Annotated in this window: 16 protein-coding genes; 10 read left to right on the top strand and 6 right to left on the bottom strand. The window is 44.4% G+C overall.

Annotated elements, in window-relative coordinates:
- The first annotated feature begins 24 nt into the window (after positions 1–24).
- Both L1D22_RS02365 and ureG read left to right on the top strand, forming a co-directional pair.
- A complete protein-coding gene (locus L1D22_RS02365) occupies positions 25–705 on the top strand; it encodes an urease accessory UreF family protein (protein WP_239828577.1) in 681 nt (226 codons plus the stop codon).
- Positions 706–753: 48 nt separating this feature from the next.
- Positions 754–1,392 (top strand): urease accessory protein UreG, encoded by a 639-nt coding sequence (gene ureG / locus L1D22_RS02360; RefSeq protein WP_152468218.1) that lies wholly within the window; start codon positions 754–756, stop codon positions 1,390–1,392.
- Positions 1,393–1,478: 86 nt separating this feature from the next.
- On the opposite strand, the gene xseA is transcribed toward ureG, so the two are convergent.
- A complete protein-coding gene (xseA, locus tag L1D22_RS02355; RefSeq protein WP_239828576.1) occupies positions 1,479–2,819 on the bottom strand; it encodes an exodeoxyribonuclease VII large subunit in 1,341 nt (446 codons plus the stop codon).
- 244 nt (positions 2,820–3,063) lie between these two features.
- Here xseA and guaB point away from each other — a divergent pair, with 244 nt between their 5' ends.
- From guaB to L1D22_RS02330, 5 genes are all read left to right on the top strand, one after another.
- Positions 3,064–4,527, top strand: a complete 1,464-nt coding sequence (gene guaB / locus L1D22_RS02350; RefSeq protein WP_017062496.1) for an IMP dehydrogenase — start codon at positions 3,064–3,066, stop codon at positions 4,525–4,527.
- A gap of 202 nt (positions 4,528–4,729) precedes the next feature.
- Positions 4,730–6,283 carry a glutamine-hydrolyzing GMP synthase gene (gene guaA, locus L1D22_RS02345; protein ID WP_239828575.1) on the top strand — a complete coding sequence of 518 codons (1,554 nt, stop codon included), beginning with the start codon at positions 4,730–4,732 and terminating at the stop codon, positions 6,281–6,283.
- A 290-nt stretch (positions 6,284–6,573) separates the two neighbouring features.
- The gene (locus tag L1D22_RS02340; RefSeq protein ID WP_239828574.1) at positions 6,574–8,286 is read left to right on the top strand and encodes a chitinase; all 1,713 of its coding nucleotides are present in this window, start codon (positions 6,574–6,576) and stop codon (positions 8,284–8,286) included.
- Between the two features lie 265 nt (positions 8,287–8,551).
- On the top strand, positions 8,552–10,102 hold the full coding sequence (locus tag L1D22_RS02335) for a Na+/H+ antiporter NhaC family protein (protein ID WP_239828573.1): 1,551 nt from the start codon (positions 8,552–8,554) through the stop codon (positions 10,100–10,102).
- A gap of 408 nt (positions 10,103–10,510) precedes the next feature.
- On the top strand, positions 10,511–11,104 hold the full coding sequence (locus tag L1D22_RS02330) for a GPR1/FUN34/YaaH family transporter (protein WP_055318873.1): 594 nt from the start codon (positions 10,511–10,513) through the stop codon (positions 11,102–11,104).
- Between the two features lie 161 nt (positions 11,105–11,265).
- On the opposite strand, the gene L1D22_RS02325 is transcribed toward L1D22_RS02330, so the two are convergent.
- From L1D22_RS02325 to L1D22_RS02305, 5 genes are all read right to left on the bottom strand, one after another.
- Positions 11,266–12,813, bottom strand: a complete 1,548-nt coding sequence (locus L1D22_RS02325; protein ID WP_048658817.1) for an alanine/glycine:cation symporter family protein — start codon at positions 12,811–12,813, stop codon at positions 11,266–11,268.
- Between the two features lie 471 nt (positions 12,814–13,284).
- On the bottom strand, positions 13,285–14,655 hold the full coding sequence (locus L1D22_RS02320; protein WP_239828572.1) for an MBL fold metallo-hydrolase: 1,371 nt from the start codon (positions 14,653–14,655) through the stop codon (positions 13,285–13,287).
- Positions 14,656–14,802: 147 nt separating this feature from the next.
- Positions 14,803–15,570, bottom strand: coding sequence for a 1-acylglycerol-3-phosphate O-acyltransferase (locus L1D22_RS02315; protein WP_239828571.1), 768 nt, complete (start codon positions 15,568–15,570; stop codon positions 14,803–14,805).
- Positions 15,571–15,761: 191 nt separating this feature from the next.
- A complete protein-coding gene (locus L1D22_RS02310; RefSeq protein WP_239828570.1) occupies positions 15,762–16,712 on the bottom strand; it encodes a hypothetical protein in 951 nt (316 codons plus the stop codon).
- Between the two features lie 67 nt (positions 16,713–16,779).
- Positions 16,780–17,637 carry a WYL domain-containing protein gene (locus tag L1D22_RS02305; protein WP_239828569.1) on the bottom strand — a complete coding sequence of 286 codons (858 nt, stop codon included), beginning with the start codon at positions 17,635–17,637 and terminating at the stop codon, positions 16,780–16,782.
- Between the two features lie 309 nt (positions 17,638–17,946).
- Between L1D22_RS02305 and dptF the strand changes: the two genes are divergently transcribed.
- The 3 genes from dptF to dptH are packed head-to-tail and all read left to right on the top strand — an operon-like array spanning position 17,947 to position 25,949.
- Complete coding sequence (gene dptF, locus L1D22_RS02300; RefSeq protein WP_239828568.1) at positions 17,947–19,542, top strand: DNA phosphorothioation-dependent restriction protein DptF; 1,596 nt, start codon at positions 17,947–17,949, stop codon at positions 19,540–19,542.
- A gap of 1 nt (position 19,543) precedes the next feature.
- On the top strand, positions 19,544–20,884 hold the full coding sequence (gene dptG / locus L1D22_RS02295) for a DNA phosphorothioation-dependent restriction protein DptG (protein ID WP_239828567.1): 1,341 nt from the start codon (positions 19,544–19,546) through the stop codon (positions 20,882–20,884).
- Positions 20,865–25,949 (top strand): DNA phosphorothioation-dependent restriction protein DptH, encoded by a 5,085-nt coding sequence (gene dptH, locus L1D22_RS02290; protein WP_239828566.1) that lies wholly within the window; start codon positions 20,865–20,867, stop codon positions 25,947–25,949. The genes dptG and dptH overlap by 20 nt, the downstream gene beginning before the upstream one ends.
- The last annotated feature ends 85 nt before the right edge of the window (positions 25,950–26,034 follow it).

Here is a 26,034-nt window from a genome sequence, read left to right as displayed (position 1 = left end):
ATTTTAGAAGACAGAGAGCAGAGTATGAGCACAACAGAAAATGTCGCCATTTATCGTCTGTTTCAATTAATCAGTCCGTCGTTGCCGATTGGTGGTTTCACTTATTCGCAAGGTCTTGAGTTGGCGGTTGAGGCAGGGTGGGTGACCAATCGCGATAGCATGGAACAGTGGCTTAATACCATCGTCAGTTCCAGTGTCGCGACCTTGGAATTACCTATCTTAGAACGTCTTTATCATGCTCTAGAAAAAGGTGAACTCGATGAAATTGAGCATTGGTGTAACTACTTGTACTCAAGCCGTGAAACCAGTGAATTACGAGCAGAAGAGAAGCAGCGCGGGCTGGCGTTAAACACCTTGCTAAAGCGATTAGATATCGATATTTCGGAAGTGGAGTCGATTGATAGCCACCCAAACCAGCTATTAGGAATGTGTATCGCAGCTCAACATTGGGACATTGATTTAGAAAGCCTCAAGCAAGGTTACTTATGGAGCTGGCTTGAAAATATCGTTACGGCAGGCGTCAAACTGGTGCCTTTAGGCCAAACCGATGGGCAGTTGGCGCTGATTAATATCACTAATACCTTTCCCGAGGTGATTGAGAAAGCACGCACAATTGAAGATTGGATGATAGGTAGCTTTTCGCCTTCGATGGCATTAGCGAGTTCACTGCACGAAACACAATACACACGGCTATTTCGTTCGTAGCGATCAGCGCTAACGAGGTAGCAAGAAAAGAATATAAGGAAGTAGATCATGGAAAGTTATAAGCAACCCCTTCGAATTGGTATTGGCGGCCCAGTTGGGTCTGGTAAAACTGCACTGTTGGAAGTGCTGTGTAAGGCGATTCGCGACAAGCTCAACATTGCCGTAGTAACCAACGACATTTACACCCAAGAAGATGCAAAGATACTGACACGAGCTGAAGCTCTCGAACCTGACCGCATTATCGGTGTAGAAACAGGCGGTTGCCCACATACCGCGATTCGTGAAGATGCGTCGATGAACCTCGCAGCAGTCGAAGAGCTAGCTAAGCTGCATAAGAACCTTGATGTGGTGTTTGTAGAGAGTGGTGGCGACAACCTGAGTGCGACGTTTAGCCCTGAATTAGCCGACCTGACTATCTATGTTATCGATGTAGCGGAAGGGGAGAAGATCCCACGTAAAGGTGGGCCGGGTATTACACGATCTGATCTGTTGGTGATTAACAAAATTGATTTAGCGCCGTATGTCGGTGCGTCTCTAGAAGTGATGGAGCAAGACACGCAACGTATGCGTCCAACCAAGCCGTTTGTGTTTACCAACCTCAAAGAGAGCAAAGGTTTAGACACCATCATCAACTTTATCGTGACCGAAGGTATGCTCACTCTTAAAGAGCCAGAGAAGACAAGCTAGTCACTCGCAGCTCCTGATTATTCCCCCCATAAGCAAAAGCCCTATCAAATCTGATAGGGCTTTCTAATTGAGTGCAGATTAGCTGCTTACGCTTTTGCTGTTTTCTGGGTCACTTGCGATTCAATCACGCCATCTTCCACCTGAGTGGTGATCACTTCACCGACTTCGACATCATTAATTGATGATACGGTATTGCTCGATGCAGAATGAGTAATGCTGTAGCCACGTTTTAGAGTAGCCAGCGGGCTCACTGTTTCTAACTTCTCTGCAGCCATAGCGAGCTGGTGGCGAGTCGTTAGTAACGTCTTATCCATCGCATCCAATAGCTTTTGCTCTGAACGTTGCAGATGCAGTTTCTGCTCGCCAAGGCGCTTCACTGGCGAGTTCAATTGAAGCTGGTGCTGTTTACGTTCAACACGCTGTGCATGCTGCTTTAGGTATTGAGTCATACCACGACGCAAACGCATATCTAGGTCATCAAGCTGCTGACTCTGCTTTTGCAGTTGGTAGCTAGGGTGTTGTTTCTCTAAGCGGTATTTCAACGTTTGAGTTGATTGCGCTTGTTTGATTAACACATGACGAATCGCACTGACTAAGCGAGCACGTTTAGACGCGAAAGCTTGTTCTTTATGACTGTTATCACGGCTAACCAATTCTGCGGCTGCTGATGGTGTTGGAGCGCGCATATCTGCGACGAAATCGGCGATAGTGACATCAACTTCGTGGCCAACTGCACTGATAATCGGGATTTGGCTTGCTGCGATTGTGCGAGCAACAATCTCGTTATTGAAGCACCATAGGTCTTCTAACGAACCGCCGCCACGACCCACGATCAACACATCACATTCATTGCGTTCGTTAGCTCGTCCAATCGCTTGTGCAATCTGAATAGCGGCCTCTTCGCCCTGAACCATGGTTGGGTAAACCACCACTGGCAGTGAAGGATCGCGTCTTTTCAAGACATCAAGAATATCAAACAGCGCTGCACCGCTTTTAGAGGTGATAACGCCAACGCGTTTTGGGTGTTCAGGAAGAGCTTGCTTACTCGATTGAGTAAACAGTCCCTCTGCGGCTAGGTTCATCTTCAGCTTTTCAAACTCTTGCTGAAGTTTACCGTCACCCTCGGGCAGCATGCTTTCGATGATCAGTTGATAGTCACCGCGTGGCTCGTAAAGAGACAGGCGAGCTTTGACTAAAACTTGATTGCCGTTCTGAGGCTTAAAGGTCACACGTCGGTTATTGCCACGAAACATGGCGCACTTAACTTGAGCGCGAGAGTCTTTAAGCGTGAGGTACCAGTGACCAGAGACAGGTGCTGAGAAGTTTGAGATTTCACCAACGAGCCACACTATTCCCATTTCGTTTTCTAATAGGAGACGAACCTCTGAGTTGAGGCGAGAAACAGTAAAGATGTTTGGATTAGTCATAGAAGCACTATCTTTCCTTGAAGGAAGGTCTTTCTTGGAATCTCACAGGGCGTGAGTATGGAAGATAGCGGCAATATAATACATAGCAAGGGGGTAAATGCAAATTAAAAATACAAAAATGTGTAGCCAAGCGATTTCGCTGTGCGTATAATCCGTCTGCAATATCAAATCCAAATCACTTTATTATGCGAAACGATAAAGTTGGGTTTACTCCTTTTAACACCTTTGTTGTGAGATATTGCAAATGCTACGAATCGCAAAAGAAGCTTTAACTTTTGATGACGTTTTACTCGTCCCAGCACACTCAACCGTTCTTCCGAACACAGCTGATCTTCGCACTCAGTTAACGAAAAACATTTCTTTAAACATCCCAATGATCTCTGCATCGATGGATACTGTTACGGAAGCACGCCTAGCAATTGCCCTTGCGCAAGAAGGTGGTATTGGCTTTATTCATAAGAATATGTCAATCGAGCAGCAAGCTGAAATGGTTCGCCAGGTTAAAATTTACGAAGCTGGTGTGGTTTCTCACCCCGTAACTGTAAGCCCTGACGCGACAATCGCTGATGTTGTAGCCCTTACTCAAAAACACGGCTTCGCCGGTTTCCCTGTTGTTACTGAAACAAACGAATTGGTTGGTATCATTACTGGCCGTGACGTTCGCTTTGTTACTGACCTTTCTAAGAAAGTTGATGTGGTAATGACGCCTAAAGCTCGCCTTGCTTCTGTTAAAGAAGGTGCAACTCGTGAAGAAGTTCAAGAGAAAATGCACGAAGCGCGTGTTGAAAAAGTTCTTGTTGTAAATGATGACTTCCAACTGACTGGAATGATCACTGCAAAAGATTTCCACAAAGCAGAACGTAAACCAAACGCTTGTAAAGATGAGCGCGGCAGCCTACGTGTAGGTGCAGCTGTTGGTGCTGGTGCTGGTAACGAAGAGCGCGTTGCTGCTCTAGTTGAAGCTGGCGTAGACGTTCTACTTATCGACTCTTCACACGGTCACTCTGAAGGCGTACTTAACCGTATCCGCGAAACTCGCGCTGCATACCCTGATCTACAAATCATCGGTGGTAACGTAGCAACTGGCGCTGGCGCTCGTGCTCTTATCGAAGCCGGTGTTAGTGCAGTTAAAGTTGGTATCGGCCCTGGTTCAATCTGTACGACTCGTATCGTTACTGGTGTTGGTGTTCCTCAAGTAACAGCAATCGCAGACGCAGCTGAAGTTGCAAACGAGTACGGTATTCCAGTAATCGCAGATGGCGGCATCCGCTTCTCTGGCGATATCTGTAAAGCTATCGTTGCTGGCGCATCTTGTGTGATGGTTGGTTCAATGTTCGCTGGTACTGAAGAAGCACCGGGTGAAGTTATCCTTTACAACGGTCGTTCTTACAAGTCTTACCGTGGTATGGGTTCTCTTGGCGCTATGTCTCAAGGTTCTTCTGACCGTTACTTCCAATCTGACAACGCTGCAGACAAGCTTGTTCCAGAAGGTATTGAAGGTCGTATCGCATACAAAGGTCGTCTAAAAGAGATCGTTCACCAACAGATGGGCGGTCTACGCTCAAGCATGGGCCTAACGGGTTCTGCAACTGTTGAAGACATGCGTACTAAAGCTGAGTTTGTTCGTATCTCTGGTGCGGGCATGAAAGAATCTCACGTACACGATGTTCAGATCACGAAAGAAGCACCTAACTACCGTTTAGGTTAATGATACGTCCAAACGTTTGAATAATGTGCTGATTTAGTCGGCACATTATTTTATTTGAGGCCTGTTTTGTTTAGAGAGTGATTCTCACAAAATATCGCCCTACAGATAACCAGCGAAAACGTTTGCTTTATTTCTTGAAGAGTTAATCAGAGGTGAGTAAACTCGCCTCCGTTTTATCACATAGCCAATAAGACTGCTTACAATGACTAAAAATATTCATGACCAACGTATTCTAATTCTGGACTTCGGTTCTCAATACACACAGCTAGTAGCTCGTCGTATTCGTGAGATCGGTGTTTACTGTGAACTTTGGAGCTGGGACGTAGAAGAAGCGGATATTCGTGAATTCAATCCAGACGGTATCATCCTATCTGGTGGCCCTGAAAGTGTAACGGAAGAGAACTCTCCACGTGCACCTCAGTACGTATTTGACTCAGGTGTTCCTGTATTCGGTATCTGCTACGGCATGCAAACTATGGCTGAGCAACTTGGCGGTAAAGTAGCAACGTCTACTGAGCGCGAGTTCGGCTACGCTGCTGTACAAGTGACTGGTGAATCTGCACTTTTCGCTGACCTTGAGTCTACTCAAGATGTTTGGATGAGCCACGGCGACAAAGTAGTTGAGATTCCAGCTGATTTCACAAAGATCGCTGAAACAGACACTTGCCCATACGCTGCAATGGCAAACGAAGAGAAGAAGTACTTCGGTGTTCAATTCCACCCAGAAGTAACACACACTAAAAACGGCCTGAAAATGCTTGAGAACTTCGTTCTTAACGTATGTGGTTGTGAAGGTCTGTGGACTTCAGCTTCAATCATTGAAGATGCAGTTGCACGTATTAAAGAACAAGTAGGTGACGACGAAGTTATCCTTGGTCTTTCTGGTGGTGTTGATTCATCTGTCGTTGCGATGCTTGCTCACCGCGCTATCGGCGACAAACTAACATGTGTATTTGTTGATAACGGCCTTCTTCGTTTAAACGAAGCAGAGCAGGTTATGGAGATGTTCGGCAACAAGTTCGGCCTAAATATCATCAAAGTAGATGCAGAAGATCGTTTCCTTAAAGCTCTGGAAGGCGAAGCTGAACCAGAAGCTAAGCGTAAGATCATCGGTCACGTATTCGTAGATATCTTCGATGAAGAGTCTAAGAAGCTGTCTAATGCTAAATGGCTTGCTCAGGGTACTATCTACCCAGACGTAATCGAGTCTGCAGCATCTAAGACAGGTAAAGCACACGTAATCAAATCTCACCACAACGTTGGTGGCCTTCCTGATGATATGGAAATGGGTCTTGTTGAGCCTCTACGTGAGCTGTTTAAAGATGAAGTACGTAAGATAGGTCTAGAGCTTGGTCTTCCATACAACATGCTTTACCGCCACCCATTCCCAGGTCCAGGTCTAGGTGTTCGTGTTCTTGGCGAAATCAAGAAAGAGTACTGTGATCTACTGCGTCGCGCAGATGCTATCTTCATTGAAGAGCTTCACGCAGCTGACCTTTACCACAAAGTATCTCAAGCATTCACGGTATTCCTACCAGTACGCTCAGTTGGCGTAATGGGCGATGGCCGTAAGTACGATTGGGTTGTATCTCTACGCGCTGTAGAAACTATCGACTTCATGACTGCTCACTGGGCACACCTACCATACGACTTCCTAGGTAAGGTATCTAACCGTATTATCAACGAAGTTAACGGCATTTCACGTGTTGTTTACGATATTTCTGGTAAGCCACCAGCAACTATCGAGTGGGAATAATCTCTTAGAGATTTGACCAAGGTTGATTAAAATCTTAAAAGCCTCGAACTCTGTTCGGGGCCTTTTTCTTTCTGACTCAGGGTATTAAAAGCTTATAGCTGACAACTAAACACCAAATCAGTTGGAAACTAGATATCAGCTCAAGAAAGTATGAGACGTGTTGCTACGTTTAACTCTACATAAAACTATCACTCGCACTTTTTATAAATTCATACCGCAACAGCTAGGCTATTTCCCACGTGCCACATACTCTTTGATGGACTTATTAAGGACAGATAAGAGAATCCATCATGTTAAAAATCAAATATTTGGCGACTGTACTGGGCTGCACCTTGGCAGCACAAAGTCATGCGTCTTTGAACATTCAACCTGATCCGCAAAACCCGAATGGTTACCTTGTTGAAAAGTCGGCATTACAAGCCGCTGAACAAGCAAAAACCTCGGATCCTATGTATGCGATCTGGTCACAGGCCCTACAAACTCGTTCGAACACCATTGTTGAAGCGATTGAGCCCGGTTCACCTACCAATCCTGAAAATGTAAAACGGGTTGAGCGTGTATTCCCTCAGTCTGAATGGGATTTCCTTACTCAGATGGCGGCACCAGAATACACTTACACTCGTTTCTTACGTGCGATTGGTAAATTCCCTGCGTTCTGTGGAGAGTACACTGATGGCCGTGATTCTGATGCCATCTGTAAGAAATCCATCATCACCGCTTTTGCTCACTTCTCTCAAGAGACGGGCGGTCACATCGCAATAGATAACACCTCTGATAACCCATTAGCTCTCGAAGAGTGGCAGCAAGCGCTGGTGCATGTTCGTGAAATGGGGTGGTCTGAAGGTCAAGAAGGCTACACCACTGGTTGTGGTCAGAACGATTGGCAAAATGCTCGCTGGCCATGTGCCGCAGGGCAGGGCTACTTCGGTCGTGGTGCTAAACAGCTTTCTTACCACTTTAACTACGGTGCCTTCTCTGAGGTGATGTTTGCTGGCGATGCGACAGTGCTATTGAATAATCCGGGTTTAGTGGCTGATTCATGGTTGAACTTAGCTTCAGCTATCTGGTTTTTCTTAACACCGCAAGCGCCTAAACCTGCCATGCTGCATGTTATCGACCGTACATGGACGCCATCTCAACGAGAATTGGATGCGGGGATTGGTTATGGCTTTGGTACTACCATCAACGTGATCAACGGTGGTATTGAGTGTGGTGAACAGAATAAAGACAAAGGCCAGCCAGTTAACCGCATTCGTTATTGGGAAGGGCTAGCGGCGCATTATGAAATTCCTATAGAAGCGGATGAAGCGAATACTTGTTGGCAACAAACGCCTTATGGAAGCTTGAACCTTAATGGCGCAACAGATGTTCTATACACCAACTGGGATGGTAACTGGAAATACTACGCAGACCGTCCAGAAGGCTACTCGTTTGAATGTGAGCTTGTTGGTTTCCAAACTGCATACTCGGCCTTGGTTGCTGGAGATTACGAGAAGTGTGTGACCAACTTCTATGGCTCTCATGCGAGTTGGCCTGAAGTAAAGGTAGTCGATAAGCTTGATCCGGTAGACCCAGGAACCGATCCTGGTGGCAATGGTTGGAGTGCGACTAAGGTTTACAACGCTGGCGATCAAGTGACTCACAATGGTGCGACTTACGAAGCGAAATGGTGGACTCAAGGGGATGACCCTACCAATGGTGGCCCTTGGAAATTAGTGGCAGGTGAGCCAACACCACCCGTAGTGACTGACCCTGCTCCTGTTGATCCTGCACCTATCGATCCTGCTCCGGTGGACCCAACACCAGTTGAGCCACCAGTAACTGAGCCACCTGTCGTTGTTGCCCCATCGGTGTTTATCACATGGCAAGCGGGCGTTAGCCAAGTAAGTAACGGTGACAAAGTGACACATAACGGTAAGTGTTTCGTGGCTAAAAATGGTCCGGGCGTTTGGGAGAGCCCTGTTCAGTCGAATTGGTTCTGGGATGAAATCACTTGTAATTGATAGTCTGAATATCGGAACCGCGGTTTAAACGACGAGTTCAGTATTACGCTGTAGCGATATAAATTATCAAAAGCCGAAAGTTTCTACTTTCGGCTTTTTTTTGTTTCGAACTTGGCTACCTAGGAAGGGCGATTGGTCTATGTTAAAGCGCATTGAAAGACTAATTATCCAGTTAGAGAATAAAGTCCTGTACAAATTGTGATTGTGAATTTATATTCAAATTTAAATTATATTTATTCTTTATTTTTAGGGTTAAGGTGTACCTATGGAACAGACAGATATCACGTCACTCATCCCCATTGTGATTACTTTGGTGTTGTCGTTGGCGACAAGGAATGTGGTGATAGGCCTTTTTGCTGGCGTGTTAAGTGGCGTTGCGATGCTGACTGGCATGTTTAGCGAACTCAATCCGCTTGATACGTTTGGTACCATGGTTAAAGGTTACCTAGTCCCTCAATTGACTGATAGCTACAACGCTGGCGTGATTATGCTGTTGGTGTTCATCGGAGGCTTTGTTGCCTTGATGGAGAAATCGGGCGGTGGTGTTGCGTTTGCCAAGCGTGTTACCCAATGGGTAAGCAATAAATGCCAAGCTCAAATCTCGGCATGGTTTGGTGGAATCGTTATATTTTTCTCTGACTTAGGCACCCCTTTAATCGTTGGCCCTGTTTTTCGTCCCCTTTTCGATAAACTGAAACTTTCTAGACAGAAGCTAGCATTCATCATCGATTCTACGTCATCGCCAGTTGCGATCCTTATTCCTTTTATTGGCTGGGGCGTTTACATCATGAGCCTGATTCAAAAAGAGTTCACGGCTTTGAATGTCAACATGTCTGACTGGGATGCCTTCATCGGTGCTATTCCTTTTCAGTTCTACGCATTCCTCGCGATTTTTATCGTTCCTTTGGTTTCATTTAAAGGCTTAGACTTTGGACCGATGGCAAAAGCCGAGCGTGATTGCCAAGCGGGAATCAACACTGGCATGAACAGCGAATCACTTAATCCTTTCTCGCATAAAAATGCAAAGGCCTCTTTTGTTTGGGCTCCGTTGTTAGTGATGCTGGTGGTATTGTGTGCCATGTTAGTTCCACAAGGTTTCCCATTCCAAAAGGTTGCAGGTTCTTCATTCAGAGCAGCATTATCTTCGGCTTACTTCTTTGCTGCGATTACCTTGATCTCGTTGATGGCTTACTACGGCGTAAGAAAGCTTTCGGATGGTGTTTCTGTATACCTAAAAGGCATGGGCAACATGATGCCCGTCGCGATTATCTTGGTACTGGCTTGGGCATTAAGCACTATTGGTAAAGAGTTAGGTGCGGCGGCTTATATTGCAGAACAAGCGCAGAGCGGTTTCCCTTACTGGTTAGTGCCTGCGGTAGCCTTCTTGCTGTCGGCTATTATCTCATTCGCAACGGGCTCTTCATGGGGAACCTTCGCGATAATGATGCCATTAGTTATTCCAACCGCGATCGCGATTGATGCGCCGCTTCTGGTAGCGATTGGCGCTGTACTTTCTGGCGGCTTGTTTGGTGATCACTGCTCACCGCTCTCTGAAACTACTATTCTCTCTTCGACAGGGGCAGGTTGTGATCAGTTTGAGCACTTTAAGACACAACTGCCTTACGCATTAATGAACGGTTCTATTGCTCTAGTGAGCTTTGTAGTGGCTGGTTTTACTGGCAGCTCGTTAGTCGTGTTAGGTGCGCTTGTCGCTCAGTTGGTTGTTGTAACACTGCTAGCCAAGCGTGATGCGAGTAAAAACGCTTCTTCAAAAGTGCAATCTCAAGTCTCTGAATCTAAACCACAACAAGCGTAATTTAAGATGAAAAATGAGGGATGAGATTCCAGATACCTCGTCCCTCGATTCTGGAATGACGGGTGAGTGAATAGATACGGGATGTGAGTAACGAAAAGCTCTCTACTGTTCTGCATTTCATACTTCGCATCTCACAAACTTCAATCGAGACCTGCTCCTCTTGTCCCGCTTACTCGAATCTACAGACTCTTTTCGCTCGCATCTTTTTTATAGCGCGATAGGGAATCTGCTCATTGATAGTTTCTATGAATCAATACAGCTTTTTATGAAACTAATTTTCCATATGATCATTTCAACAACCTTAGTTTTCGATAACTGGATTATCCCAAAAGCAATTTATCAATTAAAATTTTCTTACAAATTTTATCGATTTTTTTTAATTAACCACTTTAATAAGGTAAATTCGCAATGTCGACCAAACTAGCTAACCCAGCGCCACTAGGCTTAATGGGTTTCGGTATGACCACTATTCTTCTTAATATCCACAACGCAGGTTTCTTCCCAATGGATTCAATGATCCTTGCGATGGGTATTTTTTACGGTGGTTTGAGCCAAGTTATCGTGGGCACTATGTGTTTCAAACGTGGTGACACGTTCGGTACAACTGCGTTTACTTCTTACGGCCTATTCTGGTTGTCTTTGGTTGGTTTGATTGTAATGCCTTACATGGGGCTACCAGCAAGCCCTGCGGCATTCATGGGTTGGTACCTACTTCTATGGGGCATCTTCACTGGCTTCATGTTCATCGGTTCTCTATGCTACCCAGTAGCGAAGCAAGTAGTATTCGGTTCACTAACTATCTTGTTCTTCCTGCTAGCCGCTCGTGATTTCACTGGTAGCGAACTGATCGGCACTATCGCTGGTTTTGAAGGTATCTTCTGTGGCGCTTCAGCTATCTACTTTGCAATGGCACAAGTAATCAACAACGAATACGGCCGCACAGTTCTGCCTATCGGTGAGAAGAAAGCACCTCAACTGGCAACACAAGAAATCGCTGCTTAATACTCTAACTCGGGAACAGTTAGTTTGTTATAAGCCGTTTATTGGTTATGAATAAAACAAAAGGGGTTAGCCGAAATGGCTAACCCCTTTTTTATGCGTTATTAATAGCGCGAGTTAAAGCGAGCTATTTGCTAAAGCAATCCATTTGTTAAGGCACAAGCTTAAGCTGAAGGTTGCTCTACAGGTTTAGTGTCTGCAGCTTCTGTTTCAGGAGACTTGCCTGTTTTACGTTTGTACTTCTCTTCCCAGTAAGTAGCACCTTTAATGCCTAGTTTTACAGGGTTGAACGTGTACTCAGTTACGCCTTGTTTCTGCTGTTCTTCGTAGTCAGCTAGAGCTTTAAGCGCAGGCTTAGACATGAAGAAGATGATCAGAATACCCACGATGTTTAACCATGCCATCAAGCCAACACCAACATCACCCATTGCCCATGCAAGGTTCGCTGTTTTCACTGTGCCATAGAAAACGGCAGTGATAAGAACAAGCTTAAGTACGAACATCATGCCAGGGATCTTGATGGTACGACGTAGGTAAGCAATATTCGTTTCTGCGATGTAGTAGTAAGCAAGAATCGTTGTAAATGCGAAGAAGAACAGAGCAAATGCGATGAATGGCTTACCAATGCCTGGTAGTGCACTTTCAATAGCAAGCTGTGTAAATACAGGACCATTCGCACCAACGTTTGCTGCTAAGTTCTGAACAAGGAACACACCTTCTGCGCCGCCGTGAACGTTGTAAGCACCAGTGATGATGATCATGAACGCTGTAGCAGAACATACTAGAAGAGTATCGATGTAGATAGAAAACGCTTGTACCAAACCTTGCTGAGCTGGGTGATCAACACTTGCAGCTGCTGCCGCGTGAGGACCTGTACCTTGACCCGCTTCGTTTGAGTAAACACCACGCTTAACACCCCAACCAATTGCAGCACCGAAGCCTGCCATAGGTGTGAATGCATCCCCCACAATCATTGCGAAAACAGTTGGCACTTGGCTGATGTTTAGCAGAATGATAACGAACGCGATGATGATGTACGCCAATGCCATGAAAGGAACAACGATTTGTGTGAAGTTCGCAATACGTTTAACACCACCAAAGATGATGAAAGCAAGGATGATAGCAACAACAGTACCGGTGAAAATTTTAGCGAAACTGAATGTACCGACAGCTGTTTCAATCATATCACCTGAGCCAAATGCAGCTTCTACAGCGTTACCGATACTGTTTGACTGAACGCCTGGAAGTAAAATACCACAAGCAAAAATAGTCGCGATTGCGAAGATCCATGCGTACCACTTCTGCCCCATTGCTTTTTCGATGTAGTAAGCCGGACCACCACGGAACTGGCCTTCGTCTTCTTCTTTGTAGATTTGCGCTAGCGTAGATTCTGCGTAAGCAGTTGCGGCGCCAAAGAAGGCTACAACCCACATCCAGAATACTGCACCTGGGCCACCGAAACCGATAGCGGCAGCAACCCCAGCAATGTTACCCGTACCTACACGGCCAGATAGCGAAACGGCTAGAGCTTGGAAAGACGAGATGCCTTTTGATGAGCTTTTACCCGATAGTAGCAAGCGCCACATTTCAAAGAAGTGACGGATTTGAACAAATCGAGTCATGATGGAGTAGAACAAACCTGCACCTAAACATAGGTAGATAAGTACTGGGCTCCAGATTATTCCATTCAAAAAATCAACGAATGACTGCATGAGTATTTTCCCTGTTAGTTTTGCTTATGATTGTTTTTCGAACAACACAATACTTCACTTGTAACTCAAGTGTTAAATTATTTAACTGCGCATTAGGATTACTGTGACATAAAGCAAGTTATAGAGAGGGTTTGTTAATGCTTAGTGCTAATTTGATGATCGTCCTATTTAATCTGATATGCAACTGGTTTTGTTTTCTGGTGTTTTGCAAAGTGAATAAATAGTGATTAATACAAAAAGGGGGATTTGAGATGCGAATAAAATACGAAATTAATAAAGAGCAGCGGTTAAAGCCGCTAGCATATAAAGCCGCTAGCATAAACGGCTGATATAGGAGTTGTGGGATAAGTAGATTGGAATCTATCACCTGCATCGTGTGATCTAGCAGATACAAGAAACTGTGTTTTTTGAAGATTCGATAATTGCGGCTTTAAGAATTACTTAGTGAAAGTTGTTAGTTTGATGACTGTTTCAAACAACTACGAACCCTCGCTCTTGTAATTCTTGAGCGAACTCCGACTGAGTATTTGGCTCGCCGTGAATCAAATGCACCTCTTTCGGTGGAGTCGCGATACCCTCTATAAATCGGTAGAGATCCTCTTTATCAGCATGAGCAGAATAGCGAGACATGCCATGAATTTGAGCATTAACCTCAACGTCTTTGTTATCAATAGAAACCTGCATTTCGCCTTGTTGCAGCTCTCGTCCGAGCGTTCCGTGCGCTTGATAGCCAGCTAAAATTACATCAGTTCGTTTATCGGGAAGCAAGGCGGATAAGTAGTTCATGATCCTGCCGCCCTGACACATTCCAGAAGCTGCGACCACAATCGCGGGTTCACCTGTCGACTTAAGGCGATTAACGATTTTCTTGTGCATTCTATGCCCATCAACAGTAATACACTGCTCAAATGCAAGCGGGTGACGTTTCAGTTCTAGCCGTTGCTTTGCTTCTTGTCCCCAGAGTTCTTTAAAGCGTCGATAGGAACGTGTCACTTTCTCTGCCATCGGAGAATCGAGAATGATAGGAATATCGGCGCTGAGCTGATGCTCAAAGATCAGGTGTTCGATATCAAATAGCAACTCTTGTGTTCGACCGATACTGAAGGCCGGAATTAGGATGACACCCCCATCAAGTAGCGAACGATCTATGATGCTTTTGAGGCGCTCTGCTCGTGTCGCAATATCATCATGTGTACTGGTGCCATAAGTGGATTCGATAAACAGATAGTCGGCTTGTTGTGGTGGCTTAGGATCGGGCAGTAGTGGTGTGTTACTTGGGCCCAAATCGCCAGAGAAGACTACCACCTCTTGGTTGGGTAATTTAATCTCGATATAGGCAGAACCTAAGATGTGCCCAGCGGGTTGAAAGCGGGTATGCAAAGTATTTGGCCTATAATGATCCTTTCCGTTGTTTTGCTGCTTAGACGTGATAGGAAACCATTCCCCGTAAGGCTTGGGAGCAATTAATGAATGAATCTTTTTGAGTATAAGCTTCGACTGTTTATTACTGAGTCCTTGCAGCTTTAAGCCATCCTCAATCATTAAAGGGGCGAGTTCAGCGGTGGCTTGCGTGCAATAAATCGGTTGGTTAAACCCACTGGCGAGTAACCAAGGTAATCGGCCAATATGATCAATGTGAGTATGAGTCAGCAGCAGAGCGTTGAGGTGGGATGTTTCAAATTCAATATCGAGAGGGCGAGTGTCTTCTCCTTGAAGCTTTTTACCTTGAAGATCTAAACCTTGAAACAAGCCACAATCGATGAGCATCGCTTGGCCTGAATCTCTTAATTCGTGACAAGATCCTGTGACAGTATGTTTGCCGCCATGGTGAATCACTTCCATCGTTTACTCCCATTGCTCTATAAAGCCGTTAACGCCTGTTTTTATTTTGCGGGTAAGCGCCAGCAAGTAAAACAAGAACAATGAGAGTTGCGATCGTTGAGTATCTTTTTAAGTAACTGAGCGATAACTCAATGTTTTCGCTGCGAGTTAGCTCGTAGAAGAACGGTCTGAATCAAGCTCTGGTTTTTGTTGTGATTCCAATCTAGCGACTTCGGCATCAAGCTCTGCAATCTTCTCAGCCATTAGCGCATGGCAGTGATTCGCCAGTTCTCTTGCGTCACTCAGTTTGTATCCGGACACGTCAATAGGTTCAAGCATCTCGGTGATCACAATGCCGTTGTTTAATCGGTTAAAGTCGATTTTGTTGTGAGTGGTGCTCGTGCACATAGGGGTGATAGGCACACCCGCCTCAATTGCCATTCGGAAAGCGCCCGTTTTGAACGGCAATAGTCCGCGGCCTTTACTGCGTGTTCCTTCAGGGTAAACCCACACAGACAGATCTCGTTGATGAATCGCTTCTGCCACTTGTTTAATGGTATCGCGCGCTTTCGACTTGTCTTCACGGTTGATCAAAATGTTCCCCGTGATCCAATACAGAAGCCCAAAAAACGGCACCACCAACAAATCGCGCTTTCCTAAAGAAACGGTGCGTGGTCTTAGCATTCCAGGGTCGGTAACAAAGTCCAATATGCTTTGGTGGTTAGATATATACACGCTTTTTTCTGGTGTTGGCGCGTTCTCTAGGCCGCGCTGAACCAGTTTTACACCAACTATCTTTTGTAGTTGATTGAACCAACGACAGAAAACGTACACATGCTTAGGGTTCTTGGGGCTAAACAAGCAGTAAACAAAAGCACATAAAGTGGTGAAAATAATAAACACTGTCGCCAAAATAATACGAAGAACAGCAAGCACAATTCACTCCTTATTCACTGCAAGGATGCAGCGATTAAATAGTTTTAGATAGTTGAAGTTTTCACTCTATTTAACCGAATTGCAACAATTAACTGTGCTAGAGGCCTTTTTTTAGATCTTTATATAAAACAATGACTAACAATAGGTATTAGACGTGCAGAACGAGCTTACACGTGTTCACCAGTAATGGCTCATGATAACCAATACTGTTTATTTGGGTCGGCTTTTGCTACCCATTCAGGATCTTGGCGCGCCTCTAAATAGAGTTGAAGGCCATTATAAGACATGAAAGCTGCAGGGCCGCCAAGGTGTTCAAAATAGTCAAAATAGTCATCTTCAAGCGTACATAGGTGAGCTAAATCTTCTACCTTGTTTGCGATTGCCCATTGAATCGCAAACACCGGAGCTGTTGAACCTGCAACCGAGACTTCTTCTATATCTGGGTTAAACATCGCATTAGCCTGCTCTAGCAAAATCTCTTGTTGTTCAGACTCTTGCTGCAGCACCTCGTCGATGATCGCCAAGCGCTTGGTACTAGAGACATTCTTATTCAGCTTCGCAATTCTCAGTGCGTAGCTAAACCTCTCTGATGAAACAATATTAACCAGCTCCGACAGCAGTTCTTTGTCTACGCCTGCAGCCTTGGTGAAATAGTCGATACAAGAATGGATTGAAGCATAACGAGTGCCTTCAAATTCAAAGCCACTGGTTTCGTCATAGGCCTCAATAGCGGTGTTATCAACCGACAAAGGCCAGCCTTGATACTCGACTCGCTGTTTGGCGATTTGATACATCTTCCAAGCGCTGCGCCCAAAGCCGCCAAGTGTCGAGCCCGTAAATTCACTGTCTATCAGCTCTTGCTCAGTCCAGTTCTCACCAATACCTAGGTGCTTGGCATACTTATCAATGAGCGCGTGCTTTATCTGGTCACGCACTGCCCAAATCGAAGTCAGGTCTTTTGCATATTTCACACTCGCGCACTCTTTACACGCTGGCAGTGATATCGGCGCATGACCAACCTTGGCAAAAAGCGAAGCGGTTTTAGGAAACTCAACCGTGTGATTAGAAGGCTCACCACAAAACCAACAGGTGTGGCGCAGATTGAATGGGATGTCTATGTAAGTGTATGTGTTAACTGTCAATTTTGAACCATCATGTTTTATTGCGGTTGAGCTTGTAGATGAGAACTGGCTACTTCAAGTTTTACAACTATAGAAGCCAGCGCTTGATGTTTGCAGAGTTCGCTAGTGCTAGCTGATATTTCTTGGGAGTCGAAGAGAGTTTCTTGTTATCCACGCAAACATCTAAGCGTTTGAGCAAGTACTTAATCAGTGCTCGTCGGCAACTTATTGTGAGTGGAGAATCATGCATTCCATAATCGACTTTCACAATGTGTTGCTGTGCAGGTGATAAATGTGGATTTGGAATGATTTCAATTGTTTCTTCTGTTGTCCAATCTTCATCGTTTTCGATGTTAATATCTGACTCATTGAGCAGTTCAGGCTCCCCTCTAAATCGGCTTAACACGAAATCTAAGAACATTGCTCTTTCTTCACAATATGCTCGTACATGCCAACGGAACCCATCAAATACAATGGTGTGTGGAATGATGTTTCGACTTCGCCCCTCAGGGTTATCCATTGAAACATACTCAATATCAACTTTGCGCCTTTCTCGTGTTGCTTGCAGAAGTCGACGAACAATTATTGGAGCTATATGTCTGTCAGGTACTGAGAGGACAATAGAGTCAGCAAAGCCAAGATCTTTCAAGTCGAAGCCATCTACGTGGTCATTGTTGTACTTGTGCAGCAGCGACAAGTATTCGTTTGGGGTGCCTTTCGTAAACTTTGGCGCAAAGTGATCAGTAAGTCGATATCCTTTTATACTACGATCGTGCACGAGTGGCGGTGATTGAAACTGCTCTTGATAGGCCTTTATATCTCTAGAAGCTTGCTGTCGTTTTATGTTGAAAGAATTACATAGATGGTTGGTTGTTACGCGACCTTCCCACAAAGCAACGACTTCGATTAATTTAAAGCGCAGCAGCTGATCCCACTTAATTGTCATAACAATTATCTAATGCCTGAAAATGATACATGTTGATGTGTACAGAATATACGTACAATTTTGACATGGGTATAGTACAGCTTCGCCTGGTCTTATTGCATAGTGTTACGTAAAACAATGTCGCTTATTTCATACTTTTCTAATACTAGGCGTAATGTTAGTTGTAAAAAGAGTAGTATGGATATGTTGCATATGGTGGAGTGAATATTTCCACTATTTTTATGGTTATGAGTACCGTTACTTTTCCGTGTTTGATACTATTTATCTCCACAAAAAAAGTCCGTTTAATCCAATTTTGAAGAGATTCCTTTGAACTTAGAAAAAGCCCTCAGCATACTTTCTAAATCATCGCCCTATGCGGTAAGTACAGAAAGAGAGCAAAATCAAGACCTTCTGGCCGACTATAAGAGCCATGTGTATATCACTACAGACATCGAAGTGGACTTTAAAAAGTCGCTTTTGTCTTCTAAGAAAAGTGACATCATTTTTTTGTGTGGCAGTAGTGGTGACGGTAAGTCTGAGATCCTGACCCAATACAGCCAGAAGCATAAAGCGACACATGAATTTCATCTTGATGCGACACACAGCTTTAATCCAAATCAAACCGCAATTAATGCGTTGGATGAGCGATTCTCACAGTTCAAAGGAAATGATAAGCCACTTGTTGTTGGCATTAATATCGGAATGTTAGGCAACTATGCTGAGGAAGGTGCTGAACAACACGACGATATTAAAGGTTCGATAAAAGCGTTCTTGGAAAACAAAACGGACGATATTCCAACGAACCATATTTTCTTAGATTTCGAGCAATACCCGAAATTTACTCTGGGCCATGAGGTTAGTACCTCTGACTTTGCAGCTAAGTTTCTAGCTCGATTAACAGAGCCAACGCTAGATAACCCGTTTTACGCGCTGTATGACAGTGAAGTCCAAAAGCTAGGTCACAGCAAGCTCACGGCAAACTATGCGTTGTTAGGGCTAGAATCCGTGCAGAAGAATATTATTTCTTTACTTCTGAAAGCTCGTTTAATCAAAGATCAGTTCCTAACGGCGCGAGCGCTACTGGACTTTGTGTACCAGATCTTAGCGGGTGATGACTACCTATTCGACAATCTCTTCTCTGGTTCAGATAACGAGCTTTTGGAGCATATTCAAAGCTTTGACCCAAGCAATATTCACACTCGTAAAATCGACGAATTCGTTCTTCAATTTGGCCTGGGGATTGAAGATGGAGGCTTTACACAACTTAAAGATCAGGTGAAAGCACTGGGTGTATTTGATGTGCTCACTGCCGCTTCATACCTACGCATGGTTTATCTGTTGAAAGACGAAGCGCAATTTGCGAATGATTACATTAATGAGCTGAAAGCAGACTTTGATAACTCTTTGGTTGATCAGTACGCAAACATCTGGCTGCTTCACCGCGAGTTTGATGGTTCAGGAAAGCAGAAGAAAGAGCTGAATAAGTTCTATAAAGACACTCTCATTTCAGCTGTGCATCGTTACTGTAACCGCAATTCGCCATCACTCGATAAAGACCAATTCTTTGTCTCTGAATACAACGGCTTTAAAACGGCGGCTGAACTTGAAGTGAAGCCTGATTTTTCATCGATTAAAACACAAGCGGTGAGCAAGATAGGCTCATTTAACGCTCATATTCGAGTCGACGATCATTCGCTTCTACCTATGCCTATTAGCATTAATTTACTCGAGTTGTTGGAAAAAATTAACCAAGGGTACCGTCCGAATAAGCATGACAAAAATGCGGTGCTTTTGTTGGATGAAGTAATAGAGCAGATCATCACGGTAGCGAACGAAAAGAATACTCTGTTTATTCTGAAAAACGACAAACGCTACAAGATCGTGAATGAAGATGATGAATATTTCGAAGTGAGTGGTTTATAAAATGACAATGGATAATTACACCCAACCATTTAATCAATCGTTGCCACAAACTGCGGAAGGCGTGCCAAATAAAAACAGCCTAAGCAGCTACTTACCTATTCGAACCAAGGGTAATGACTTTGATTTTGATGCTGTCATCGGCTTGGTTCTACGTGGGCTTCTGCGTAAAAAGGTAGAAGGTTATAGCTACGAACAGTTTGTGGCCGATTGCCAAAGTGCGTTTGAAGAAAAGCTTGGTGAAGAAGAGTTTTGGCAAGTGCTAAAAGAGATGTATTTTGAAAACAAAGACATCTTTACTGTGAGCCCTGAACTCCTTCTGTTCCGTGCTCAAAAAGGTGAATTTGCAGCAGGTGATTCACGTGTTGCTTCTATGTACACCAATTTACTTCAGAACATGCGTGTAGAAGAGTTTGATGCAAAGTTAAACTTTATTGAACGTGAAATGCTTTCTACGCTTCGTGGAAAAATGAAGTCTGACTCGTCATTACAAGCGAGCGAGAAACCGTATCTACCTTATCTTTCGAAAGCATTCCGTGACGACCTGAAATTCTTGGCAAGTCGCCCTAAGTATCTGCTTAGTGAAATAGAGTCGTTCCTGTCTTTTTATGGTTTCGCATACACTGCGCAGTTGAGTTTAGCACTAACAGATTGGCGTAGTGGTCAAGAGCCAGTGGCTAAGCCTCTCTATTTCATTATGGATCATGAGCGTGCCAGTAATGAGCGTACTCATATTAAGAACCATGGCTATAAGCTGTTTAATGAGTCAGCCACTCGACTGTTTCCTATGCTGACGATGCTTGAGCTACTTCAGCCGGGTGTTGGAGATAAGAACGCGAAAAAAGTACCCCTGTGGGAGATATCGAACGGTATTCAAGAGTCGAAATCGACGCATCTAAAAGAACAACTAGAAAACTTTGCCAGAGCGTTTAAGTCACAGCGTAATCTAGACACGGCTCTAGATGAATCTGAACTGGCGCTCGACTGGCTCGGTAACATAATGAAGCTCGCATCCGCGCAGTTTAGCTTTGGTGAGCGTTTCAATATCAACAAGAAATATGTGTCAGAGGTAGAAAAGTACCTAGCGTCTCACTTCATTCAAAGTCGAGGCCGCAGCGGTCGAGTACTCGTACTCAATCAAGACTACATCATATTATTGACCAACCTTGTTGTTGGAGAAAAGGACAAACTCCGTTTCCACGAACTGATCACGGCCTTTGAGCAACGTGGCATTTTCGTTGATAAACAAACAGAACAAGAACTAATTAAATTCTATGAGCGCATTGGTAACGTAGAGCGCATGAGTGATAGTGGAGACGCAGTATATGTCCGTAAAACAATTTGAGACCTTTCTCGTAGAGCAGTTTTTAGCGGATGCTGAAACACACATCAAGGCAGGTTTTCGCTATCAGTTTAAGTCGCCAGATAATGAAAATAGCATGCGCTTGTACCAGGCGATGACGGCTCACTCTGAAAGCAGCATTGATGCGACTAACGACATTAAACTGCCATTCATTGAACTGTCAGGCTGTAAAATCGTTCCTGTGATTCATAGCGAAAACCCAGCAGAGTTTGATGGTTTCACTGAAAACTACATCTCTCATCTGCGTGACGAAGTGGCGAGTCAATCAGGCTACTTAAAAGGTTGCGCACTAGTGGTGATCCACAACAGTTTGCTTGATACCTTGATAAATTCAGCAGAAGACTTGGCTCAAGTGGGGCAGGTTTGGAGCGCATCAAAGATCAAAGCGGCAATGAAAGGATTAATTGATCAGCAAGATAAAGGACGCGATGTGTCACACTGTCTCCTTGATGATCAATTTAACGCCATCTTGGAGGATGGGGCCACTATGTTTGGGTTCGAGTCGCTATACAAAGCCGTTGAAGATGGTGACTTGCGTTTCAATGAATTGGGTATGTTTGAAGATCCACTCGTAGCTGAAATGAGAGGTAACAATAAGCAGATTAAAAAGCGCCTAGAAGACAACCGTGCGCTTTATGAAGAGCTATCTTTTGAAGTTGAACACTTTGGTGGTCAGCTTCAAGACCGTTTGAAATCATTCGGCGAGAAATTTATTAAAGAGAACTTCTCAGAAACAGATGCATGGAAAGACGTTGAGCTCGAAGCATTCCTACAAGAGAAAAAGCGCAATGCTCAGCAGCAACTTGTTCTTGAAGAGGAGCAAGCTAGCGATGGCATGACAATCACTGCACGTAACCGTGCAGAGACCAAAGCGGGCATGCGTGATCGCCACTTAATCATCGAATTAGATGAAGATGTAAATGAGTTTGAACTGAAGCTGATCTTCCAAGGTGCGAGCAATCTTGATAAAAGCCAATTCAAAATCCAGCCAGCAAAAGCGCTTAATAGCGAAGAAGTGATTACCACACTTAACGGTCTGAAAACGACACGAGCTAGCTTGAAAGGTACGTACAAGCACGAGCCACTGTTCTTTAACTTGGCCCTAAAACGTGAGAATAAATCTGAGGTTTATAACTTCCGTTGTTTAGTGGTTCGTAAAGGCGAGTTCTATATTGAGCCATTCAAAAACATCTTCTTGGTAGAACCTGCGCCAGCAAAGCAGCGTTTAACCTTGAACATGGAAGAGAACAAACTGCCAATCAGAGCCAACGAAGGCAGCGCATGTTCACTGCTTGATGCTAAGCAGGTTGTTGATTCAGCAGATTACGCCGTAGTGGATTTTGAAGCGTTAGCTAATGAAGCTGACGAAATAGATTTTGCCGTTAAATCGAGTGATAACCAGCTTAAGTTTAATGTTGAAGGTGCAGTAGCGACTGATTCATTGAGCCTACCTTTATTGATCAATAGAAGTCGTTATCACAAGCTTTTCAAAGATGAATACAACGGCGAGTTTTATTCTCAAAAAGGCAAAGTAGGCATCGATAACAGTGAGTTTGTTGTTCCAGGTGTTCGTTTAAAGCTGCTTCGTTGGGAAGAAGAGTTCATCAACCAGAAAGTTGTTTCTATTGCTGATTCTGGTTCGATTAAGCTCGATGACCTTCAAGCGATTGATGAGGCTATTTACTCTTCTTACGTTGAGCTTTTTGAATACTTAGAACAGCGCCGTAGCACACCATCATTGGCATCTTGGGGCGATGAGTTTACAACACTTGTCCAAAATACAGTTGATGCTTGCTTAGCGTATTTTGAAGCAATCCCAACGGGTAGCATGCTGACAAAAGAGCAAAAATCAGCGTTGAAAATCGGTTTGGTACAATCTGAAGGTGAAGAGTACTACTCACCCTTCCACCCACTGATTTTGGCTTATTACCTCAATCTAAGAGATGCGATTCGTGATGATAAGAGCTTTGCTCAGCTTCCTGATGTCACCTTTGAACGCTTGTCGCCAAAAGGTTTGCTGCCATATGTTTACCATCCTAAACATGAGTTTTCCTATAACCAGCAGGTGAAAGAGAACGCGTTTTGGATCAAGAGTGTGCCGCAAGAGAAAAGCTCTCTTACGTTCGTTCGTAAGCTGGTAAAAGAGAAAATCGATGAGTTCCAAACTGCATTTAGCCAACTGTTCACTGGCTCTGAGAAGAGCATTATCGTTAATGCGGTGAACCAAGATAGCGCTGAAGAGCTGTTTATGGGGCTGGTGGATTACATCCGTAGCAATCAAGAGCAGTCAGCATCGATTCACATTAACCTGTATGACGATAAGCTAGCGTTCAATGCGTTTGACCGATTCGCAGAAACAGCCAATTACGATGAGCTAAAAGAGTGGTTAGAGCTTAACAAGGGTAAAGTACGAGAGGTTGCCGACACTATTATCGATATCCTTCGCACCCGTCTAACGTACAGTAAGTTCACGAATGCTCAGGCTGAGAAAGATGGCCAGTCATACGCGCACCTTTCTTTCTTCCGTAATAACGACAAAGTTGATTGCTCAGATATTGCAATAGAAGACATGGCATCAGGCATTGCATGTGATGGCCTACTAACAGGTGATGCTTCTGAAAGTAAATCAGGTTCGTACTTTACGGGCTTTGGATTGAAAGGTACGGACTACCAAGATCACCCACACTTAATGATGGCGAAGTATGTTGGTGCTTTATTAAAGCCAGCACTCAAAGCGAACACTCAATATCACGGTGCAAATGCAGTTGCCTTAGCAGTCAGTGAGGACTTTAAAGGCTTACTGGAACGTTCATACGATAGCTCTATCTGGACGACTATTATTGACCCTAAAGTGACGTTGGACTTCTTCCACAGTAATGAAGATGTAGTATTGATTCACTATTCAGATCAGTACACCAGCTCATCTAGCTACGATGCAATCACTGTTACTGCGCAGCGCGGTTTGTTTGAAAAAGTCATCAAGCAAGGTGATGGTGGCCAAATTAATGAGTTCAACGCGTTCAACGGCGATTGGCTCCTTAAAATGATGACCTGTGCGCCAACCATCAATAAAGAACGCAAAGGCGTGATTGGTGCCTACAAGTTTGTGACTAGCCTAGTGCATGACTCAGACATTACATGGGTGCCGCTGTCTGTCGCTGAGATGATCCGAGTATCGGGCAACATTGGCCTGAAGATGTCTGACAGTGAATTCTCTCGTAATGTTCAAGGTTACAAGAAAGGCGAAATTTCTGACGATGTGTTGCTGGTTGGCTTCAAAGACCAAGACATGTATTTATTACCTGTTGAAGTGAAAACGGGCTCGGTGCCGAATTACAACAAAGCCGTTAAACAGTCGAAAGAGCTACTGCGTTACTTAAGCCAAGACTTACTAGGAAATGATGACCTAGCGAGCAAGCTTTACCGTGGCCTATTTATGCGCCAAGTATTGATGCAAGTCGACAAGTATCGCCTATACAAGGTGTTTGCAGATGATTACTTCGATAGCTTACTTGCTAACAAAGAAGAGTGGCTAAGAGGCGACTATTCACTTGGCCAAATCGCAGACTACCCGGAGGGCTTTGTGGTTAGCCACCTTGAAGGGGCTGGCTGTTTACAACCCGACTACCAAATGATGGAAGGTGTGTTAAAAGTCGACCTACCAATGGGGCTACTTCCTGGCTTGGTGGAAACTCCGCTGCAAGAAGTGCTGAACGAATTAGATGTCGTGAAACTTTGCCACGTGCCAAGTGAATATGTGCTGAATGGTGAAACTCGACTAGAGCAAGTCGCAGAGGCTAGGACACAGCCTTCAGTAGTGGTATCTGATGAGGTTGAAACGACAGAATCAGTGCAGCCGGAACAACCTGTCATTGAAGAGCAAGTAGTGCCAGCAGTTGAGCCTATGAAGGTCGAGTCTAATAGCAACCTAAACGTGCTATTTGGCCACAATGCGCTAACACAAGCACCACTAAACTGGGAACCAACCAATACTGCTAAATTCATGAATACCAATACCGGTATTATTGGCACCATGGGTACGGGTAAAACGCAGTTTACCAAGTCGGTGATCACTCAGCTTTACCGCAACCAAGCAGACAACGTAAACGGTGCGCCAATTGGTATGCTTATTTTCGACTACAAATCCGATTATGTAGACGACAAGTTCCAACAAGCGACTGCAGGTAAGAAGTTTAACCTTCATAAGCTGCCATACAACCCACTGAGCTTGTTTGGTGATACGCCAATGCTGCCAGTGCATACTGCACGTGGCTTCTCTGAAACCATGGGTAAAGCTTTTGGTTTAGGGCAAAAACAGCAACTGCGTTTGCGTAAGTTAGTAGGCGAAGCGTATGAGTTAGCGGGTATCCGTAAAGCGGATCCAAGCACTTGGTCAAAACCAGCTCCGACAATCTTACAGGTATGGGACTTGTTTATTGAAACAGACCCAGATGAAGATTCATTATATGCGGCACTTGAGAGCTTATATGAGCTAGAGATTTTTGAAGACGACCACACCAAGTGCATGAGCCTTTATGACTTGGTGGATGGTATCACGGTGGTTGAATTGGCGGGTTACCCATCAGAGATCCAAAACCTTGTCGTTGCACTTACGTTAGATCTGTTCTATTCACAAATGCAGAAGAAAGGTAAGCCAGAAGTGCAAGGCGATTTCCGTCAAATCACTAAGATGATCTTGGTGGATGAAGCCGATAACTTCATGTCTCAGAACTTCCCAAGCTTACGTAAGATCTTGAAGGAAGGCCGCGAGTACGGGGTAGGTGTGATCCTTTCTACACAAGACATTACTCACTTCCAAACTGGTGAGAATGATTACTCAAGCTATGTACTTACTTGGGTAATTCATCGCGTAGCGAAGATTCGCCCGCAAGAGCTAAAAGCCATGTTTGGTGTAAACGAAAAAGCTGAGCAAGAGAAGCTGATGGAAACCATCAATAAGCTAGAGAAGCACTACAGCTTATATATTGATGGAGCTAAGAAGATACTCCCTATGAGAGACAGAGCATTTTGGGAGTTGCATCACTAAATATATGATTTTAAAAGCCCTTTTAGGGCTTTTTTATTAATATTTGGTGCATGTCTATTGGGTTTGTATAGAATGGCCTTATATT

This window comes from Vibrio sp. Isolate34 (assembly GCF_022397915.1).
Classification (GTDB): domain Bacteria; phylum Pseudomonadota; class Gammaproteobacteria; order Enterobacterales; family Vibrionaceae; genus Vibrio.
Note: the sequence above shows the minus strand (reverse complement) of the source record. Positions and strands in the feature narration are given on the sequence as shown.

Excerpts from the sequence above, each read along its gene's own strand:
- L1D22_RS02365 (WP_239828577.1), top strand. The coding sequence starts at position 25 with ATGAGCACAACAGAAAATGTCGCCATTTATCGTCTGTTTCAATTAATC.
- ureG (WP_152468218.1), top strand. The coding sequence starts at position 754 with ATGGAAAGTTATAAGCAACCCCTTCGAATTGGTATTGGCGGCCCAGTT.
- xseA (WP_239828576.1), bottom strand. The coding sequence starts at position 2,819 with ATGACTAATCCAAACATCTTTACTGTTTCTCGCCTCAACTCAGAGGTT.
- guaB (WP_017062496.1), top strand. The coding sequence starts at position 3,064 with ATGCTACGAATCGCAAAAGAAGCTTTAACTTTTGATGACGTTTTACTC.
- guaA (WP_239828575.1), top strand. The coding sequence starts at position 4,730 with ATGACTAAAAATATTCATGACCAACGTATTCTAATTCTGGACTTCGGT.
- L1D22_RS02340 (WP_239828574.1), top strand. The coding sequence starts at position 6,574 with ATGTTAAAAATCAAATATTTGGCGACTGTACTGGGCTGCACCTTGGCA.
- L1D22_RS02335 (WP_239828573.1), top strand. The coding sequence starts at position 8,552 with ATGGAACAGACAGATATCACGTCACTCATCCCCATTGTGATTACTTTG.
- L1D22_RS02330 (WP_055318873.1), top strand. The coding sequence starts at position 10,511 with ATGTCGACCAAACTAGCTAACCCAGCGCCACTAGGCTTAATGGGTTTC.
- L1D22_RS02325 (WP_048658817.1), bottom strand. The coding sequence starts at position 12,813 with ATGCAGTCATTCGTTGATTTTTTGAATGGAATAATCTGGAGCCCAGTA.
- L1D22_RS02320 (WP_239828572.1), bottom strand. The coding sequence starts at position 14,655 with ATGGAAGTGATTCACCATGGCGGCAAACATACTGTCACAGGATCTTGT.
- L1D22_RS02305 (WP_239828569.1), bottom strand. The coding sequence starts at position 17,637 with ATGACAATTAAGTGGGATCAGCTGCTGCGCTTTAAATTAATCGAAGTC.
- dptG (WP_239828567.1), top strand. The coding sequence starts at position 19,544 with ATGACAATGGATAATTACACCCAACCATTTAATCAATCGTTGCCACAA.
- dptH (WP_239828566.1), top strand. The coding sequence starts at position 20,865 with ATGTCCGTAAAACAATTTGAGACCTTTCTCGTAGAGCAGTTTTTAGCG.